Source organism: Jiulongibacter sp. NS-SX5 (assembly GCF_052828545.1).
Genome location: NZ_CM128248.1, coordinates 525,292 through 545,025 on the forward strand (window position 1 = coordinate 525,292; position 19,734 = coordinate 545,025).

The 19,734-nt window shown below is 39.7% G+C and carries 14 protein-coding genes; 4 read left to right on the top strand and 10 right to left on the bottom strand.

What is annotated here, in order from left to right:
* Positions 1-89 precede the first annotated feature (89 nt).
* From ACUXV0_RS02205 to ACUXV0_RS02215, 3 genes are all read left to right on the top strand, one after another.
* The gene (locus tag ACUXV0_RS02205; protein ID WP_446191426.1) at positions 90-3,074 is read left to right on the top strand and encodes a protein O-mannosyl-transferase family; all 2,985 of its coding nucleotides are present in this window, start codon (positions 90-92) and stop codon (positions 3,072-3,074) included.
* A 140-nt stretch (positions 3,075-3,214) separates the two neighbouring features.
* Entirely contained in the window at positions 3,215-3,763 is a 549-nt protein-coding gene (locus tag ACUXV0_RS02210; RefSeq protein ID WP_446191427.1) for a hypothetical protein, read from the top strand.
* Positions 3,747-6,059: a TonB-dependent receptor gene (locus ACUXV0_RS02215; protein ID WP_446191428.1), complete on the top strand. Its 2,313-nt coding sequence runs from the start codon at positions 3,747-3,749 to the stop codon at positions 6,057-6,059. The genes ACUXV0_RS02210 and ACUXV0_RS02215 overlap by 17 nt, the downstream gene beginning before the upstream one ends.
* Before the next feature lie 62 nt (positions 6,060-6,121).
* Here the strand turns inward: ACUXV0_RS02215 and katG are convergent, their stop codons facing one another.
* The 4 genes from katG to ACUXV0_RS02235 form a co-directional block, all read right to left on the bottom strand.
* Positions 6,122-8,299, bottom strand: coding sequence for a catalase/peroxidase HPI (gene katG / locus ACUXV0_RS02220; RefSeq protein ID WP_446191429.1), 2,178 nt, complete (start codon positions 8,297-8,299; stop codon positions 6,122-6,124).
* A gap of 315 nt (positions 8,300-8,614) precedes the next feature.
* Positions 8,615-9,775, bottom strand: coding sequence for a molecular chaperone DnaJ (gene dnaJ / locus ACUXV0_RS02225; RefSeq protein ID WP_446191430.1), 1,161 nt, complete (start codon positions 9,773-9,775; stop codon positions 8,615-8,617).
* 57 nt (positions 9,776-9,832) lie between these two features.
* The gene (locus tag ACUXV0_RS02230; protein ID WP_446191431.1) at positions 9,833-10,381 is read right to left on the bottom strand and encodes a nucleotide exchange factor GrpE; all 549 of its coding nucleotides are present in this window, start codon (positions 10,379-10,381) and stop codon (positions 9,833-9,835) included.
* A gap of 130 nt (positions 10,382-10,511) precedes the next feature.
* Positions 10,512-10,901: a hypothetical protein gene (locus tag ACUXV0_RS02235; RefSeq protein WP_446191432.1), complete on the bottom strand. Its 390-nt coding sequence runs from the start codon at positions 10,899-10,901 to the stop codon at positions 10,512-10,514.
* Between the two features lie 132 nt (positions 10,902-11,033).
* Here ACUXV0_RS02235 and queG point away from each other — a divergent pair, with 132 nt between their 5' ends.
* The gene (gene queG, locus ACUXV0_RS02240) at positions 11,034-11,966 is read left to right on the top strand and encodes a tRNA epoxyqueuosine(34) reductase QueG (protein ID WP_446191433.1); all 933 of its coding nucleotides are present in this window, start codon (positions 11,034-11,036) and stop codon (positions 11,964-11,966) included.
* Here queG and ACUXV0_RS02245 read toward each other — a convergent pair.
* From ACUXV0_RS02245 to ACUXV0_RS02270, 6 genes are all read right to left on the bottom strand, one after another.
* On the bottom strand, positions 11,963-13,333 hold the full coding sequence (locus tag ACUXV0_RS02245) for a sensor histidine kinase (RefSeq protein WP_446191434.1): 1,371 nt from the start codon (positions 13,331-13,333) through the stop codon (positions 11,963-11,965). The two genes, queG and ACUXV0_RS02245, sit on opposite strands and share 4 nt — an antisense overlap.
* Positions 13,334-13,346: 13 nt before the next feature.
* Positions 13,347-14,036: a response regulator transcription factor gene (locus ACUXV0_RS02250; protein ID WP_446191435.1), complete on the bottom strand. Its 690-nt coding sequence runs from the start codon at positions 14,034-14,036 to the stop codon at positions 13,347-13,349.
* Positions 14,026-15,723: a sodium:solute symporter gene (locus tag ACUXV0_RS02255; protein ID WP_446191436.1), complete on the bottom strand. Its 1,698-nt coding sequence runs from the start codon at positions 15,721-15,723 to the stop codon at positions 14,026-14,028. The genes ACUXV0_RS02250 and ACUXV0_RS02255 overlap by 11 nt, the downstream gene beginning before the upstream one ends.
* Before the next feature lie 120 nt (positions 15,724-15,843).
* Entirely contained in the window at positions 15,844-17,994 is a 2,151-nt protein-coding gene (gene porW, locus ACUXV0_RS02260; protein ID WP_446191437.1) for a type IX secretion system periplasmic lipoprotein PorW/SprE, read from the bottom strand.
* A gap of 85 nt (positions 17,995-18,079) precedes the next feature.
* Positions 18,080-18,847, bottom strand: coding sequence for a patatin-like phospholipase family protein (locus ACUXV0_RS02265; RefSeq protein WP_446191438.1), 768 nt, complete (start codon positions 18,845-18,847; stop codon positions 18,080-18,082).
* Positions 18,848-18,858: 11 nt separating this feature from the next.
* Positions 18,859-19,734, bottom strand: coding sequence for a S1 family peptidase (locus ACUXV0_RS02270; protein ID WP_446191439.1), 876 nt, complete (start codon positions 19,732-19,734; stop codon positions 18,859-18,861).

A 19,734-nucleotide genomic window follows, 5' to 3' on the forward strand; every position in this document is an offset into this window, starting at 1 on the left:
CTTATGAAAAGCCTTTGGATTGAATTTTGTTATTTTGACACCAATATCCCTAAAATCAATTTATAAGAATATCCAATTAATTAAATCACATGGATTTTAAGAAGCTAAACAATATCGGTGGATGGGCTGCTTTCCTTATCGCCTTTATTACTTACTCACTAACCGTAGAACCTACGGCGAGTTTCTGGGACTGTGGAGAGTTTATTGCCTGTGCCTATAAACTACAAGTTCCGCACCCGGCTGGAGCCCCTTTTTATCTCCTTTTAGGAAGGTTAGCCTCTCTTTTTGCCGCAGGCAATGTAGAGAAAGTGGCTTTCATGATTAACATGCTTTCGGTGCTCGCCAGTGCATTTACTATTCTATTTATGTTCTGGAGTATATCAATGCTGGCCAGAAAAATCATTGGGAAAAAAATAGAAGAATTTACCACATCTGATACTATTCAGGTACTTGGTGCCAGTATGGTAGGATCTCTCGTTTATGCCTGGTCAGATTCTTTCTGGTTTTCGGCAGTTGAGGCTGAAGTATATGGTATGTCGTCATTTTTTACTGCCATTGTAATCTGGGCAGTTTTGAAATGGGAATTGATAGAAGATCAAGCGGCATCTAATAAATGGATGGTGTTTATCGCTTATCTGGTTGGTTTATCTATCGGAGTTCACCTTCTAAATCTAGTGACTATTCCGGCTTTAGGTATCTGGATTTATTACAAGAAAGCCAAGAAAATTACCTGGACAGGTGGAATCATTGCCTTCCTGGCTGGTTTACTTGTTTTGGTCATTGTGATGGTAGGTGTTATTACAGGTATTCCGTCTCTTAGTTTTTCGTTTGATAAATTGTTCGTGAATTCCTTTGGTTTACCATACGGTTCCGGGATGATTTTCTTTATCGTAGCTCTGATTGCTGCGTTAGTTTGGGGAATCAATAAAACTTCAAAAACCGGTAAAGTTTGGGTCAATACCGCCTTACTTTCTTTTGCATTTATATTGGTAGGCTATTCTACCTATACTATTGCATTGGTAAGGTCAAATTATAATCCGCCGATCAATGAAAACGACCCTAGTGACGTACTTGGTTTTACCTATTATCTGAAAAGAGAGCAATACGGTAGCCGTCCTTTAACCTACGGTCCGATTTTCTCTTCAAAGCTTACGGCTATTGATAGGGGTGCTCCGAGTTATAAAATGGGAGAGGAGAAGTACGAAATCTATGATTATACGCCGCAATATTCTTGGGCTAACGAAATGTTATTGCCAAGAATCTGGTCTCAAGATCCTAATCATGTTAGACTTTATAGAAGCAAGCTTGGCTTGAATGAAGCACAAACGCCGAAAATGGGGGATAACTTAAGGTTTATGTTCTCTCACCAGTTAGGTCATATGTACTGGCGTTATTTCCTCTGGAATTTCTGGGGAAGAGCCAGTGACGTTGAAGGCTCATCTGCTACGGCCATTTTTGAAGCAGATAGTGATTTGCCAGACTCTTTAAAAAATAATAAAGGAAGAACTAATTTTTACGCTCTTCCGATACTTCTAGGTATTTTAGGTTTGTTATACCAATACCTAAAACGAGATAGAGATTTCATAGTAATGACTCTTTTGTTCCTGCTTACAGGTATGGGGCTGGTAGTTTATCTGAACTCTCCACCTGTAGAGCCTAGAGAAAGAGACTATATCTATGTGGGGTCTTTCTACATTTTCGCCATGTGGGTAGGTCTAGGTGTCATGGGTCTTTACCATTGGGCTATGAAGTTCTTAAAGAATAGTCAAATGAAGGCAGGTATCGCCTCAGCTTTAGGATTATTGGTGCCTATACAAATGGTGACCCAAACCTGGGATGGGCACGATCGTTCTGATAGAGTCCATCAGGTAGATTTTGCCAAGAACTTGCTGAATTCGGTTGCCCCTAATGCCATTCTCTTTACTGGTGGGGATAACGATACGTTCCCTCTTTGGTATGCTCAGGAGGTAGAAGGTGTCAGAACTGATGTGAGAGTTTGTAACTTAAGTTTATTAGGTACAGACTGGTATATAGACCAAATGAAGCGTAAGACTTACGAATCAGAGGCTTTACCAATATCATTTACGAAAGATCAGGTTTTGAAGGGTATTAATGATCAGATTCCTTTTGTAGAAAACCCGAATGAGCAAGTAAAAGCGGGTATTAACCTGAAGCAATATCTTAGCCTTGTTAGAAATAACGAAAGAGCCATTCAGATGGCTGTTTCATCAGGTGATATGATTAACACTCTTCCTTCTCAGAATCTTTTCCTGGAGTATGATCCGGAAAAAGTGAAGGCAGCTGGCTTTATTCCTGAAGAATTTGAGCCAGGCTTAACCGGTGTTATGAAATGGTCAATTGGAGAGAGAGATTTATTGAAGAATGATTTGATGGTTCTTGATATCATTGCTCATAATGATTGGGAAAGACCTATTTATTTCGGTGGCACACTTGCTCCAAGTGCTTATCTGAACTTGAAAGATCATTTACAGCTTGAAGGTTACGCTTATAGACTTACTCCTGTGCAAATTCCTGGTGCCAGAGATGGTATTGTGAATACAGAAGTGATGTATAACAAAGTGATGAATGAATTTGAGTGGGAAAATCTTGATAATACAGATGTCTACTATGACTCAGAAACTTATCTTAAAGTACCTATCATCACAGCCAGATACTCGTTCTTGAGACTTGCTGATCAATTAGTAAGAGAAGGAGATAATGAGAGAGCAGAAAAGGTTTTAGACAAATGTCTGGAAGTAATGCCTCACGAGTCTATTCCGTATGATCAGCTTTCGGCAAATTTTGCTACGTTCTATTACGCTATCGACAGACCTGAAAAGGCTAAAGCCATAACAGACGTGATTGTAAAAAGAGCTGATGAAGAATTGACATATTTTATTGAGAAGAGTAAAACTGGTGATTATAAACAGTGGGGTTTTGATAACGTTCAAAACTTTATCCAAAGTAATCTAAGGGACTTAAATATGATTGTAAGCATTACAGACAGAGATGATCAGGTTCTTGGTGCTGAATACAGAAAAGTCTACGAGAAACACTCTGCAGCTTTACAATAGAATTTTTTCTCTTTTGAGTTTAGTAACCCGTTCAGAATTGGACGGGTTATTTTTTTGCAAAATTATAGCTGCAACATTGTTGCATTATGTAAATGTTTTATACTTTTGCACTGTTGTTGCATTTAACTAAAACATAAAGAATGAAAAAATTAATTCTCTTCACCGCTATCGTTATCGGATTTACAAGCTGTGAAAAAGAAGACCCGGTTATCCCGAATGAAGAAGAGCTTATTACTACACTTATTTACACTTTATCTCCGGTGAATGGGGGAGAAGATGTCATTTTTAAGTTTCAGGATTTAGATGGTGATGGTGGAAATGCTCCAGTTTACACTGTAGGAACTTTGGCAGCGAATACGACCTATAATGGTAGTCTGGATCTACTAAATGAATTGGAATCTCCGGCAGAGAGCATTAACGAGGAAATTGAAGAAGAGGATAACGAACATCAATTTTTCTTCGCTGTTTCTGGTCTGAATGCTACTTTAGTTTACACAGACCAAGACGGTGACGGAAATCCGGTAGGTTTAAGTTCAACACTTACAACAGGTGCTGCCTCAAATGGACAATTAACCATAACTTTGAGACATGAACCAGCCAAAAGTGCTACAGGTGTAGCCAGCGGCGATATCACCAATGCTGGTGGTGAAACAGATATTGAGGTAACTTTTGATGTCATTATTCAATAGACTTAGTTTTTTATTTTTTCTGGTGCCTTTTCTGGTCACTGGTCAAGATAATTGTTCAATAAAACTTCACGGACAAGCAATAGATGAGGTAACGGGCAAACCGTTACCTTTTGCTTCTATATACCTCGAAAGTAATGGCCAGGGAACCAGTGCTGACGAGGAAGGTTTTTTTGCTTTTGATGGTTTATGTGCCGGTACCACTCACCTTAAGATTTCACATGTGAGTTGTGAGCCATTAAGAATTTTTATTTCTGTAAAAAGAGATACTGTTTTAAACCTGTATCTGCATCATCATGAGGAGCTGATGGATGAAGTTTTGGTGCATGGAGATGCCCGAGAGTTAACTATAGAGAATAGTAGCACTATTGATAAAGATCTGATCAGCCAGCGAAGTAATCTGGATTTAACCAAAGTCATAGAAGAAATCGCTGGTGTAAGTTCCCTAAATACGGGCTCGGGAATTTCTAAACCTGTAATTCACGGAATGTATGGTAATAGAATAACCATGCTGAATAATGGTGTGGCTCAGGCTGGTCAACAGTGGGGAAATGATCATGCTCCTGAAATCGATGCTTTTGCCGCCGATCATATTTCAGTTATAAAAGGAGTGGGGGCTTTAGCATATCAAGGTAATTCACTTGGAGGTGTTGTCCTGATAGAACCGGGTTCCATTTCAACTGATCCACACCTTCATGGTCAATTGAATTCTGTTTTTGAAACGAACGGAAATGGTGCGACTTTAAATCTGGAGCTTGAAAAAGGGAAAGAAAATCATGGGTTTAGAGCCACCTTGACATCAAAGAAAATAGGAGATAGGAGTACTCCCGATTATTATCTCAATAATAGCGGAAAAGAAGAGTTAAATGGATCTCTCTTTTTTGAGTTTGACAGAACAAAAAAATGGAACAAGTCTGTATATCTAAGCACTTTCAATAGTACTATAGGTATTCTAAGAGGTGCTCATATTGGGAATTTGACAGACCTGAAACTGAGCTTTAATAGAGAAGTGCCATTTTACACGGAGGATGATTTTAGCTATGTCATTGATGCTCCAAAGCAGAAAGTAAAGCATCTTTTGGCTAAGTTATCTACAGAAAGGCAGTGGGGTCAAAATAGAAAGTTATCGCTAAGCTATGCCGCACAGGTTAATAATAGAAAGGAGTTTGATGTAAGAAGAAGCGGTAGAAGCGACATACCTGCTCTTAGCCTATTGCAATTAAATCAGCAGCTTGATGCTGTTTATGATTTTGAAGCCGTTTCTGGAGTATTCCTTAAAACAGGAGTCCATGGATCTCTGACTGACAACACGAATCAGCCGGAAACGGGTATTTTACCACTTATTCCTGATTATTATCAGTCAAATGAAGCTGCATTCATTACACTACAAAAAGAGCAAAATAAGTGGCTTTATGAGCTGGGCGGTCGCCTGTTGTTGAATCAGTACAATGTTGTGACCATTTCAAGGGATATACCAAGGGTAATTGAAAGATTTCAACATGATTATACGAATGTCAATGTAGCTGGAGGATTTAGCTTTCAACCCATTCAGCCAATTTCTTTACACTTAAATACAGGTTACATAGAAAGGGCTCCTGCTATTAATGAGCTCTATAGTGCTGGTCTACACCAAGGAGTCAGTAGTTTAGAATATGGGAATGCTAATTTGAATAAGGAGAAGTCGGTTAAGCTTACTCTTTCTGGGGATTTCAATTTTCAGGACAAGCTATTCATTCAGTTGATAGGATACGCTCAAAGGGTGAATGACTTCATTTATTTAAAGCCTGCAGAAGAACCTCAGTTAACGATCAGAGGTGCATTTCCTTTGTTTAATTATTCGCAGACAGATGCTTTTATTCATGGCTTTGATGGCCTGGTTTCATTTGAGCCTAAAGAGTTTGTCAGATATATAGGGAAGTTTGCTGTTTTGAAAGGTCAAAATATAACTGAAGGAATACCCCTTGTGTATATGGCACCAAATAATATCCACCATCAGCTGAAGGTATCGCTTCCATCTGTAGCTAAACTGCAAAACACCAATTTAGCTTTTGGGTGCAAAACTGTTTTTGAGCAGAGGAACTATCTCAATGATCAGGATTTTGTACCACCTCCCAGTACATATACACTATTTGACGCTGAAATTCATACTGTTATTCCTTTAAGCCAATCGGGATTACACTTTTCTATAAGAGGAGAGAACTTGTTCAATAAGTCATACAGAGATTATATGAACAGACAGCGTTATTTCGCCGATGAGTTAGGGAGGAACATCAGTATAAGAGTTCAGTGGGAGTTTTAGAAATCACATAAAAAGCCCGAACCATACTGATTCGGGCTTTCAAACATCAATTTATCATTTATTTAGTCTATGTCAAATCGACCGTTATTCATGACCTTGGTCCATGCAGCAACAAAGTCATTGACGAATTTCTCTTGACTTCCATCCTGTGCATAAATCTCGGCATATGATCTCAAAATAGAATTTGATCCAAATACGAGATCAATTCTTGTAGCAGACCACTTGAAATCATTGGTTTGACGATCACGAATCTCGTAAAGACCATTATCTACAGGATTCCAGGTGTTACCCATGTCTGTTAGGTTTACAAAGAAGTCATTGGTAAGAGAACCTACATTATCTGTGAATACACCATGTCTGGTACCACCATGATTTGTTCCCATAGCTCTCATTCCACCGATCAACACAGTCATCTCAGGAGCCGTAAGACCCATTAATTGACTACGGTCAAGCAGCATCTCTTCGGCACTAACTACATAATCTTTCTTTAACCAGTTTCTGAATCCGTCAGCCAATGGTTCTAAAGGTTCAAATGATTCTGCGTCGGTCATTTCATCAGTAGCATCACCTCTACCTGTGGTAAATGGCACCTCAATATCATGACCAGCGTTCTTAGCCGCCAATTCTACCCCGACATTACCCGCGAGTACAATGACATCTGCCAAACTAGCTCCAGCCTCTTCTGCGATAGGTTCCAAAGTTGAAAGTACTTTGTTTAAACGCTCAGGCTCGTTTCCTTCCCATTGGTTCTGAGGGTTTAGTCTGATTCTGGCACCGTCTGTACCACCTCTCATATCTGAGCCTCTGTACGTACGAGCACTGTCCCAAGCTGTAGAAACTAACTCAGCAATACTTAAACCAGATGCTGCAATCTTCTCTTTTACAGCTGCCACATCATAATCCTTATTTCCTTTAGGAACAGGATCTTGCCAAATCAGATCTTCTGCAGGTACATCAGGGCCGAAATAACGGTCTTTTGGTCCCATGTCTCTATGCGTTAGCTTGAACCAGGCTCTAGCGAAAGTCTCGGAGAAGTATTGGTGATCTTCTCTGAATTTCTCCATGTAACCTCTGTAAATAGGGTCTACTTTCATAGCCATATCTGCGTCAGTCATCATCGGGTATGTTTTGATAGATGGGTCTTCCACATCTACCGGCATATTTTCTTCTTTGATGTCAATTGGCATCCATTGTTGAGCACCAGCTGGGCTTTTTCTAATTTCCCATTCGTGGTCTAATAGCATGCTGAAATAGCCACCATCCCATTTTGTTGGTTCTGTAGTCCAAGCACCTTCCAAGCCGCTGGTTACAGCGTATCTTCCTTTACCAGATTTGTGAGGGTTTGCCCATCCAAGACCTTGAAGTTCCACATCTGCACCTTCTGGCTCTGGTCCTAAGGCTCCGGCATCACCATTACCATGAGTTTTACCTACCGTGTGGCCTCCAGCTGTCAAGGCTGCAGTTTCTTCATCGTTCATGGCCATTCTTTTGAACGTCTCTCTTACCTGATCGGCAGTCTTTTGAGGATCTGGTTTTCCGTTTACGCCTTCAGGGTTTACATAGATTAGTCCCATTTGCACTGCAGCAAGAGGATTCTCCATGGTAGAAGGTTTTTCTACGTTTTCGTATCTGTTGTCACTAGGAGCCAACCATTCTTTTTCTGCTCCCCAGTAAGTATCCTTTTCAGGGTGGTAGATATCTTCTCTACCAAAGCTGAAACCGAAAGTTTTCAATCCCATGCTTTCATAAGCGATAGTCCCTGCTAGAATGATAAGATCTGCCCAGCTGACGCTATTGCCATACTTCTTTTTAAGTGGCCATAGTAGTCTTTTGGCCTTGTCAAGGCTGGCGTTATCTGGCCAAGAGTTTAATGGGGCAAAACGGATATTACCGGTTCCACCACCACCGCGGCCATCAGCTAATCTGTATGAACCTGCCGAGTGCCATGCCAAACGAATCATTAGTCCCCCGTAATGTCCCCAGTCTGCCGGCCACCAATCCTGGCTATCGGTCATTAGAGCATGCATGTCTGCTTTAAGAGACTCTACATCAAGTTTCTCAAGTTCTTTTCTGTAATTAAAATCTTCTCCAAGAGGGTTGGTCTTTGTGTCATGTTGACTTAGAATGTCAAGGTTCAGTGTTTTTGGCCACCAGTCTGTAACACTGTGCCCTGTTTCGGTCATACTACCATGCATCACAGGACATTTCATCCCGCTGTTTAATTTTCCTAGTTCTTTCATAGTGAATAACGCTGTTGTTTAATATAGTTTCGAAAATATGCCCAGGTCAGTTTATCAGATGACCTATTTTTTTGTTGATGCAAACGTAGACAGAATTTACACATTGATCAAATTGATTAATTTTATCATAATATAGATATAATTTATTAATGTTTAGTTTTGTCTAATATTATACCTGTAAAATACAAAATATTAACCTATCAGCGTAAACGAAAGCAGCTAAAAGTTTCACAACTAAATAAAGTCGAGTGTTTGAAGCAAAAAAAAGTCGCCATGCAATGGCGACTTTAATTATAGAACTATGATGTAAAGGACTTATTGAAAGAAGTCCTTCATTTTATCAAAGATTGATTTATTGTTTGTCCCTTTCTTCGGTTCAAAATTTGGAGAATCTCTAAGTTGCTCCAGCAGCGATTTTTCGTCACTACTGACAGAGGTTGGCGTATATATATTGATATGAACCAGTTGATCACCGGTGCCATATCCGTTTAGGTTTGGTAGTCCTTTTCCTCTCAGTCTTAATACTTCTCCTGCCTGAGTCCCGCTTTTAACTTTGATTTTCACCTTGCCATCTACGGTAGGTACTTCCACCTCTTTACCTAGAACAGCGTCCACAAAATTTAATGGCATATCAAAAAGGACGTTATTGCCGTCTCTCTTTAATTCCGGATGTTCCTCTTCTTCAATCACAATGAGCAGATCACCAGCTACACCACCTCTTACAGGCACGTTACCTTTGCCACTCATGCTTAACTGCATTCCTTCTGCTACACCAGCTGGTATTTTAATCTGGATTTGATCTTCTGTCAATTGACGTCCTTCTCCGAAACAAACGTCACATCTTTCTGTCACAGTTTTCCCTTCTCCATTACAGGTAGGACAGGTGCTGGTAGATACCATTTGCCCAAGCATAGTCTGCTGAACTCTTCTTACCTGACCTTGACCCTGACAGGTACCACAAGTCTGTAATGATGTGCCGTTTTTCGCACCATTTCCACCGCAGGTGTTACAAGATGTATACCTTTTTACCTTGATCTTCTTTTCAATGCCTTTGGCAACGTCAGAAAGAGAAAGCTTTAATTTAATTCTAAGGTCAGATCCTTTCCTAACGCCTCTACGACCACCACCACCGCCTCGGCTACCGCCAAAGAAGCTACTAAAAGGGCTTTCGTCTCCAAAAATATCACCGAACTGACTAAAGATATCATCCATTGAGAAACCACCCTGGCCACCGAAGCCACTAGCTCCACCCATGCCTGCATGTCCATACTGGTCATATCTGGCTTTTTTCTGATCATCAGAAAGTACTGAATAAGCCTCAGCTATCTCTTTAAATTTCTTTTCTGCCTCTTTGTCATCCGGGTTTTTATCCGGGTGATATTTTATGGCCAGCTTCCTGTAAGCTTTTTTTAGCTCGTCGGCAGTGGCTGATTTTGAAACACCCAGTACCTCATAATAATCTCTTTTCTGTGACATGTTCTGTCTATTTTATCATTGACATATCGTCAATTTTTCTTCATTTATTACCTGTGATTAACTACCAACCACCACTTTAGCATATCTGATCACCTTATCGTTCAGATAATAGCCTTTTTCTACTTCGTCAATCACTTTACCTTTTTTATCCTCTCCTCCGTCAAACTGCGTTATACATTCATGAAGCTCCGCATCAAAGTCGGTCTCTTTTGCTTCCATAGGCTTTAGGCCTTTGCTTTCAAGAGTTCTTTTCAGTTTACCGAAAATAAGCTCTACACCTTCCTTTATCGCTTCAATGTCTTTCGCATTGTCAAATGAGTGCTGAGCTCTCTCAAAATCATCTACAACAGGGAGCAATTCTTTAATTAAACTTTCAGAAGCATTCATAACAATATCCACCTTCTCTTTCGCTGTACGACGTCTGAAGTTCTCAAACTCTGAGTAAAGTCTTATGAATTTGTCTTTCTGTTCTGCCAGCTCCTGAGATAACCTTTCTTCTTCAGTCAGTTCAATTTCCGGCTCCTTTTCTTCTGCCGTTTCTTCAGTTGTCAGTTTTTCTTCTGACAATTCTTCCTGTATTTCCTCTTTGCTATCTTTTTTTGACATGTTTTTCGTGATTTTTAAAGCACTCAAAACAGATCAAGAATTAAACCATATGCTTAAAGGCTGTCATTATGTCAGAAGATGACTGCATGTAAGAAAATTCAACAAAAAATTGTCAGAGAAAAGGGGAGGGTCAAACAAGCAATCTGCTATTGACTTCTTTTTTAAAAGAATCAAATTCTTCAGTGAGTTTGTCAAAAATGGGCATCATAACCCTCATGGCGTCATCGGTTTGTTTCTTGACTAGCAGATATTGATCTTCATAGTCTTCTCGCCATTTACCTTCAAAAATGGTTCTTTTCTTGATAATGGCTTTCTTAAGTCTTTTGAGCACACTTTCCTGAATAGCAAATTGGGTGATGAATTTATTGAATTCATAATTCCGGACTTGCCCATTATTAAGGACAATAAGGCCATCTAAATCTTCTTTAAATTGATCGAGCCTTTTCTTCAAATCATTCAGGGTAATTAACCAGTCGGTAGCACTTACCCGATAAGGTTTGTAGTATTTGTTCTCTTTCATAGTTTTACACTTCTGATCATTCTCAAGTTTTAAAAGTTGCGTACTTAAAAATATGACTTTAGTCAGAAAAAATAGTAATAATCCTCAAAATAATAACACTAAGTCACTTGTTGATTTAGAGTTAGGAAGCAGATGCTAGACTTATCGCAGAGATCGGAATTTGTCAAAAGAAAAGCTCAGGAGCTTGGTTTTGATTTCTGTGGCATATCTGAAGCTGGATTTTTGGAAGAGCAGGCTCCACGTTTAGAAGACTGGCTTTCGAAAAATTATAATGGAGAAATGGCCTGGATGGCCAATCATTTTGACAAGCGTTTAGATCCAACCAAACTAGTTCCTGGAGCTAAGTCGGTCATTTCGGTAATGCTTAACTACTATCCTTCAGAAAGGCTTAGCGAGGGTGATGATGATTATAAGATATCTAAATATGCCTATGGCAAAGACTATCACTTTGTTCTTAAGGATAAACTAAAGTCTCTGTTTAACGCTATTCAGGAAGAATTTGGGTCAATAGACGGGAGAGTTTTTGTAGACTCTGCTCCGGTTATGGATAAGGTTTGGGCAGAGAAAAGTGGTTTGGGTTGGATCGGCAAGCATAGTAATCTTCTAAATCGTAATTCCGGAAGCTTTTTCTTTATCGGTGAGATTATCTGTGACCTTAGTTTAGAGCCTGATGGCCCAATCAGAGATTACTGCGGTACTTGTACGGCCTGTATTGAGGCTTGTCCTACCGATGCAATTGTAGAACCATATGTAGTGGATGGTAGTAAGTGCATATCTTATTACACCATAGAATTAAAGGAGGCGATACCTGAAGAGGCGAAGGGGAAGATGAATAATTGGGTCTTCGGTTGTGATATTTGCCAGGATGTTTGCCCATGGAATCGTTTTTCAAAGCCGCATCAAACACCTGAGTTCGATATGAGTGATCAACTGAAAGGAATGTCGAAAAATGACTGGGAAGAGATCACAGAAGAGGTTTTTAGTGAGCTTTTTAGAAAATCACCGCTCAAAAGAACAAAGCTCAAAGGTCTGCAAAGGAATATTGGTTTTGTGAAGCAGGATTAAATATGTGGCAGTACCACAATAAACATTGAGCCTCTACCGACTTCACTTTTAACCGATATCTTACCTCCCAGAATTTTTACAATACGTTTACAAATGGATAATCCGATACCTGAACCGGTATAACTTGTGGCATTTCTGGTCCTGTAAAATGGCTCAAAAACATGCTCAATTTCTTCTGCCGGTATACCAATCCCACGATCACTTACAGAAACGATACAGTTGGACTTATTGGCTTTAATTCTAACTTCTGCACGTTTATCTTCCGAATATTTACAAGCATTATCGATCAAGTTGCCAAAAACGGTTTGTAGTAAAGTCATCTTACCCTTAATGGTAACCCAGTGGATATCATCCGGAATTTCTTCATAGTCTATATAGACTTGATAGTGAGGATTATTATGTAAAACTTCTTCCTGAATTTTGAAGAGTACTTCGTCTACTCTCACATTCTCATCCAATACTTTTTCCTCATTATTTTCAGACTTTGCCAGTTGCAATAAACCGTTTGTCAATTTGATAAGTCTTTGATTATCTGAGAGTAAGGATTGTAGGATTTGACGATATTCTGGCGTGGTTCTCTCTTTTTGCAAAGCAACCTGTATCTCAGACCTCACAGCAGCCAGTGGGGTTCTTAACTCATGAGATGCATTAGATACAAAGCTTTTTTGGAGCTCAAAGGATTGGTTAATCCTAGACAGCATTTTATTAAAATTGACGGCCAGGGTAGCTATTTCATCTTTATTATTTCCAGTGTCAAGTTTTCGTTGAAGGTCATTTGCAGTAATTTGAGTGATCTCTTCATTGATTTTGGAAATTGGTTTCAGAGATGAACCTGCAAAGAAGAAGCCCAATAGAACCGTTAAACCCACAGCACCTAAATACCCGACAATCATGGTGTCTTTAATGTTCTCCAGCTTTTGTTTACCGTAAACATCCTCGGCTTGGGCCAAGACCACATAGTTTTGTTGCAGGGTGTCCTGATACATCGTACCTACGACTTCTTTGGCACTAAAGGCAGTCTCTACATATCGGTTTTGCCGAATTCTATCTAGTAGCTCTGGGCTGTAGTAAACCGTATCTGCTTCATAGTTATAATACGCTACCTGGTTAGAATCATTGAATACCAATACCTGAGCAGGGTAAAGTGTGGTCAGCGTATTTTTATCAATTACTTTCAGTAGCTGACGATCAATCTGCGGTTCTGTGATTAAAAGCCGGGCAGTGGTTAATGCTCTGTCTCGTAGACTATTGTAAAACTCTTTTTGACGGTAGTTTTCAGAAAGTAGGTAGATGGCTATTGAAAATAAGGCCAGAATAAACGCCACGATTAGCGTAAACTGAAGTGCTATTTTAGTTCTTATTTGCATAGCAATACAAGACTTATTCTACACGCATGACATAACCCATACCAGATTTGGTATGAATGAGTTTCGGCTCAAAATCTTTGTCGATTTTCTTACGAAGGAAGTTGATGTACACCTCGATTACATTGAGACTTTGACTGGCGTTTTGGTCCCAAATGGCTTCAGCTATTTCGGCTTTTGAGACTACCTTATCCTGATTCTTGATCAGATATTCAAGCAGACCAAACTCCTTTGGGGTCAATTGAATAGCCTGCGAGCCTCTAAAAACAAGTTTTGCGTCAAAATCGACTTTCAGGTCTGCCAGGGTCAAGGTAGAGTTTTCTACTTCCTGAGCGGTTTTACCTCTGCGTAGCAATGATTTGATGCGAGCCAGTAGCTCCCTGAAATCAAAAGGCTTTACCAGATAATCATCAGCTCCTTTATCAAATCCTTCGATTTTATCTTCTGTTTCTCCTAAGGCAGTGAGCATAAGAATGGGTACTTCTTGATTCTCTTTCCTTACCATTTCAGCTACTTGGTAGCCATTTAATTGCGGTAAATTAAGATCAAGTAAGATGAGGTCAAAATTCCCTGTGAGAGCATAACGAGCACCGATTTTGCCGTCATAAGCAATCTCAGTGAGCATTCCCTGCTCCTGAAGTCCCTTGCTGATGGTTTCGGCGATACGCTGATCGTCTTCAATAATTAAGATTTTCTTACTCTTCACTTTTCTCTCTGATAAACTGCTGGAAAAACCATGCAAAGCCAAAAACTAGTGCACAGCCGATAGGATTAAGCCAAAGGTAGGCCACTAATTCCACTTTCCAAATGACGATTATGAGAATTTGAGAGATAATAGCACTGTAAAGAATAGCTCTTGGACCGATGGATTTATTATAGAAAGCCACCAGGAAAATTCCTAAAATGATTCCGTAAAACCATGAGCCTAATACATTGACAAGCTCAATCATACTGCTTCCTAGTTTATTGGCATAGTAGGCTACCACCACACAGAAAACGGCCCAGAAGACAGTAATTAATTTCGAGATCATCAATTCAGATGATTTTGACCTTACTCGCTTATCTGACTTCATAAAGACATCTACCATGGTGGTACTGGCTAGTGCATTATATGCTGAAGCTACAGAGCCCATAGAGGCAGAGAATATCACGGCAATAAGTAAACCTATAAAACCGTGAGGTAAATGATCCAGAATAAATCTGAGGAAAATGTAATTGACATCCCCGGAATCACCTCCCGGGTTACTTTTTTCAATAAGACCTGAGACTTTACTTTTTAATTCTTTGTATTTATTCTCAAGACCAAGAATGACAGATTGGGAAGCTTCAATTCCTGCTTCGTCGTTCGCTTCTAGAGCTTCATGTAGTCGATACATTTCGGCAGTTTTGGCCGAGGCGTTTATCTCATGTTCTTTTTGAAGGGATTGATATTCTACGGCATACTCGCTTTGAAGCAGTTTATCAGTTTCTACTTCATTGAAAAATAAAGGAGCTGAGTTGAATTGATAGAATACAAAAACCAATACCCCGATGAACAGAATTCCAAACTGCATAGGAATTTTGACCAAACCATTGAAAAGAAGTCCAAGACGACTTTGTGTAATACTTTTGGCCGTAAGGTAACGACCAACCTGAGATTGGTCTGTCCCGAAATACGAAAGCTGTAAAAAGAAGCCGGCAAGTAAGCCCGACCAAACGTTATATTTTTCCTGAGGATTAAACTCCAGATCAATAATATTCACTTTTCCTGCCTTACCTGCTACTTTGACGGCATCTACCACTCCAATATCAGCCGGTAATAAATGCACAAGCATATAACCTGCAAATACCATAGCACAAGTGACGATCAGCATTTGCTGAATATGAGTATACGAAATGGCTTTTGTACCACCAATTAAGGTATAGGTCAAAACCAAACCACCCATGAGGACATTGGTCCAGAAGATATCCCAGCCGAAAATGGTAGATAGGATAATGGAAGGTGCATAAATAGAAATACCTGTAGACAGACCTCTCTGTACCAAAAATAAGAGAGCAGTAAACACGCGGACTTTGCTGTCAAAACGGCCTTCCAGGTACTCGTAAGCTGTGTAAACTTTAAGTCTATGAAAAATGGGAATGAACGTTATACTTAAAACGATCATGGCCAAAGGCAAACCAAAGTAGAATTGCACAAAACGCATCCCATCAGTAAATGCCTGACCAGGAGCCGATAAAAAAGTAATGGCACTGGCCTGTGTAGCCATCACAGAAAGACCGACATGATACCAGGGCAGCGATTTATTTCCGAGAAAGAAGCCGTCGAGGTCTTTATTGCTTCTGTTTTTGAAGATCCCGTAAAAGATAATAAAACCAAGGGTACCACAGAGAAAGATCCAGTCAAGGGTGGTCATGAAAAATACTGAGTTAGGAAATGAAAAAGGATGATCAGAATTACCAATACGGCCAAAACTAAAATGTACAAGTTATTCCAAGTTTTTAGTATTGGCGGTTTTTCTTCCTTATCCATTATTTCATTTTTTAGTTAGGGCTGCCAGCATTTCAGAAACTCTGGGCTTTAGATTACTTGAAGGATAACTACGTATGAAATCCATTAAGGCTATACGGTAAGAATTATTATTTCCGGTTTTAGCCAGAAGCATAATTCTGAGCATAGCTATTTTATCTTCGATGCTCGTTCCTGTATAATCATAAAGGGCTGTTTCTGCCTTTTTAAGTGCCTGCTGATAGTTTTGTTTTTTGTAATCAGCATAAAGGTCTTCATAAGCACGGGCAGCGTTGCTTTCTGTATCAGCAGTTACCTCTATTTCCCCTCTTTTGAGTTGTCTGGCATACCCCGAAAATGGATATTTTTCTATTAGAGTAGACTTCCATTGATTGGTGTTTTTATCCTCAGCCATCAAAGCCATAAAATACAGGACTTCCTGCTCGTACTGAGAATTAGGGAAGTCAGAAAGCAGCTTGGCAAAAGTGCGTTTACTGTTCTCAATCTCATTGAACTGTAATCTGTAAATTTTACCGAGTTGATAATAGGCTTCTTCTTGTTTTCTCCTGGAAATAGCCATCTGCTGCGGAGTAGTAGGTATTTTTGAAATCATGGCTTGCTTTTGAGTCTCAAGCTCTGCCATTCTTTTCTCTTCTTCTTTTCTCTTTATTTCTCCCGGATCCTCTTCAATATCATCAACACCTACAATTCCTTTTTCCAGTTTAAAACTTATGCTTCCGGCTTCTTTTTCTTTACGTCGCCAATTATCTTCCAAAGGTCTGTTTCCCCATTTTCTGATAAACTCCGTTCTGGCTCGGGTAAGCCTTACCTGGTTATAAAACAGCCATCCATCTGAGTTAGTATTTCTATTATTCCCGGAAACTGCTCTGTTTTCTTCTTCTTTTTTCAAGGCAGCGGCTTCTTCTGAGAGGCGTTTTTCTTTGGCTTGCTCTGCCTTAATCATCTGTTCTATTTTGTCTTCAAGAGCCAATGGGTTCATTTGGGCCAGCTGCTGAAGGCTGTCTTCGGTACGTAATACTTTTTGATAACTGACAAATCTGGTCAAGGACTTAGATTTATCTTCCACAGCCTCATAATTAGGGAAGGTTCTGCTCATGTGCTGAAGCGTGCTATCATAATAAACGGCAGCAGAGGAGTAATTTGCCAGAGGTCCATAATAGATTTCGGCGATTTGCAAGTAAGCGTTTGCCTTTTGATTTCTATCCTCAGCCAGAGCCACTGAGGTACTAAAGTCTTTTATCGCTTCACGATAGTTGCCGCTTTCTGCCTTGGCTTCGGCCATTTTGAAGTAAATCTTGTCTTTGAGGTCGGTATTTTTTCTATCCTCTAGCATCTTGGCGAAAGAGGCGTTGGCATTCGCTCCTAAGTCACTGGCTTGTAGCAATAGAGCAATACCGCTGTTGAATTCTAACTCGTATGTTGGCTTATTTTTGACCACTTTTTTCCAGTTTTCTCGTGCCAGAGATCCTTTGCCAAGTTCCTTAAATAATTGCCCGGCAATGAAATGTCCACGTGCTTTTTTCGTAGACTTCTTCATGTGTTTTAAGGCTTCTTCAAGGAAAACTGCGGCTAATGCAGTTTCTCCTTTTCTCTGGTGGTAAGCCCCCTTTATTTGATAAAAATCGGCCTTATTGGCTTTCGATAAATTGAGTTGCGAAATTTCCTGTGCTACTGCCTCGGCCTTATTGAACTCGTCATTTTCCATATAGGCCCTCATCAGCCAAATAAGACCCGCATCACGATACTCCTCATTTTTATGATTAGAATTGAGGTACTTGAAAACTTCAATAGCATTATAGAAGTCTTCCTTGAAAACTCTGGCCTTGCCCAAGGTTAAATAGGCTTTATCCAAATGTTTGGAGTTACTATGACGCTCAGCTACCAGAGAGGTCAATCTTATGACTTCGTCAAGCTCTGCTTTGGAAATAACTGTATGATTAGAATCAATTTTATGAAGGATCGGTAAGGTCCTGCTGTAGTCTTCTATTTGTGATGAATCAATCTTATGGATGGCGTAGTCATAGTAATCTTTGGCATCGATAGAGGCGTTATACTTAGCATTTAGATTATGCCATGCCTTGCTGGTAGGAGAGTTGCTAAATTGAGAGCATGAGGCTACCAGAATGCCAAGAACCAGAATGAGTAACTTTTTAATCAAACGATGTGGTTTTAGAGATTTCAACGTTCACTAAGGTTCAAAATTATCCATTTTGATGCCAACTTAATGGAGAAATAAGCATTTTCTATTGCCAGGTGTCAATACCGTTTTCTTTGAGAAGTTTTATGGTAGACTTATAGCCAGTCTCAAATAGCTTCTCTGCATGACGAAGTTTAAAGCCGTCGAAGTGCATAATTCCTTCTGGTTCTATGACTAAATCTGCTTTTTTAGCCCTGGCTCTGGTTTGGTTATCAATAGAAATATAAACGGATTTGAGAATGGCCGTCTTCATTGACTTTACCGGTAAACGCGGGTGGAAAGGAGTTACGTTCACGGCAATTTTGTAGTCACAATCATCAAGAGGCTCCAGAGGTAAATTATCACTCAATCCTCCATCTAGATATAGGTCACCATTGATATTAATAGGTTTAAAGGCGATGGGTACTGATGCTGAAGCAATCACTGGCTTTATAAGCTCACCTTTTTCAAAGTATTCGGCTTTACCCTTGCTGATATTGGTGGCACAGACTGAAATTGGCATTTTGAGACTTTCAAAGCTATCTTCCTGACACAATTTCCTAAATATGCCAGCGGTTTTGTCCATTGAAAGAAAACCTAACTTGGTTGGTCTAAAGGCTACATACTGCCAAAACCTCTTTTTAATTATGATTTCAAGACTCTCCTTTGGCGTGTATCCTGCAGCATAAAATAGTGCAGCGAAAGCCCCGGCACTGGATCCACTAATTTTAGAAATAGGTACTTTTAACTCATCAAAGGCATGTAAAACTCCAAGGTGAGCAAAACCTCTTGCACCTCCTCCGGAAAGACATAAACCAATTTTCTTTTTACTCATGCCTTACAAAATTACGCCAGTTCTTCATCAGATTCCAGAAAGTCAACTTTATGCTTTCTTAGGAAGTCTTTGATGATATCGACATGTATACATTCGCCCAGGTGGATGAAACTGCTATTACTTACAGTCTTTGTACTTCCGCCAGACTGCACTTCCATATTTTCAATTTCAAAACCTAAATGCAAATGCTTGGTTCTGCTTTGCAATCCGCAAATAAGACCATTCGGGTCAAAAAGTGGACCACCGCTTTGTCCCTTCAGACCTGGGGTGCTCATTTCTATTCCATAGACCTGACCTTTCTTGTTCCCAATAAATCGAGTCACCATGCCTTCAATAGGGAAAACGGGGGATTTACTATTTCCGTTAGTAGTCCACTCAATTTCTCCCTTCACTTTATTTAGTTTGAAATTATTGAATTCAGGAAATGGGTAGCCAAGACGACAAAGAAATTTACCCTCTCTTATCTGGTTACTACTCTTTTTGAAGACAGCAAGCTCAGTAACCATCAAATTCTTGAAGCCATTGAATTTAATTAAAGCTAAATCGAATTCAGGATGTACATGAACCGTGTAGCCGTCCATTCTATCAATAGCGTCAATAAAACTGTTTTTTTGCTCAAGCAAATCCCCCGGCCTTATCTTATACTTTCGCTGAATTTCTAGATCACTGAGATGCTTCTCGGTATTAATGAGAGTATTTCTTTTATTGACTTGTTCGGCATTGACCAGTGATTGTACTACATGTTTGCAGGTGAGGGCGTATCCTTCTTTATTGATAAAAAACAAGGTAGCTGCTCCGGGTATGACTTTGTCATTGCCAAAATACCGACTGATCATATGAACCGGCCGGGTATACTTTTTGGCTTTTTCTATCGCTTTGACAAACAT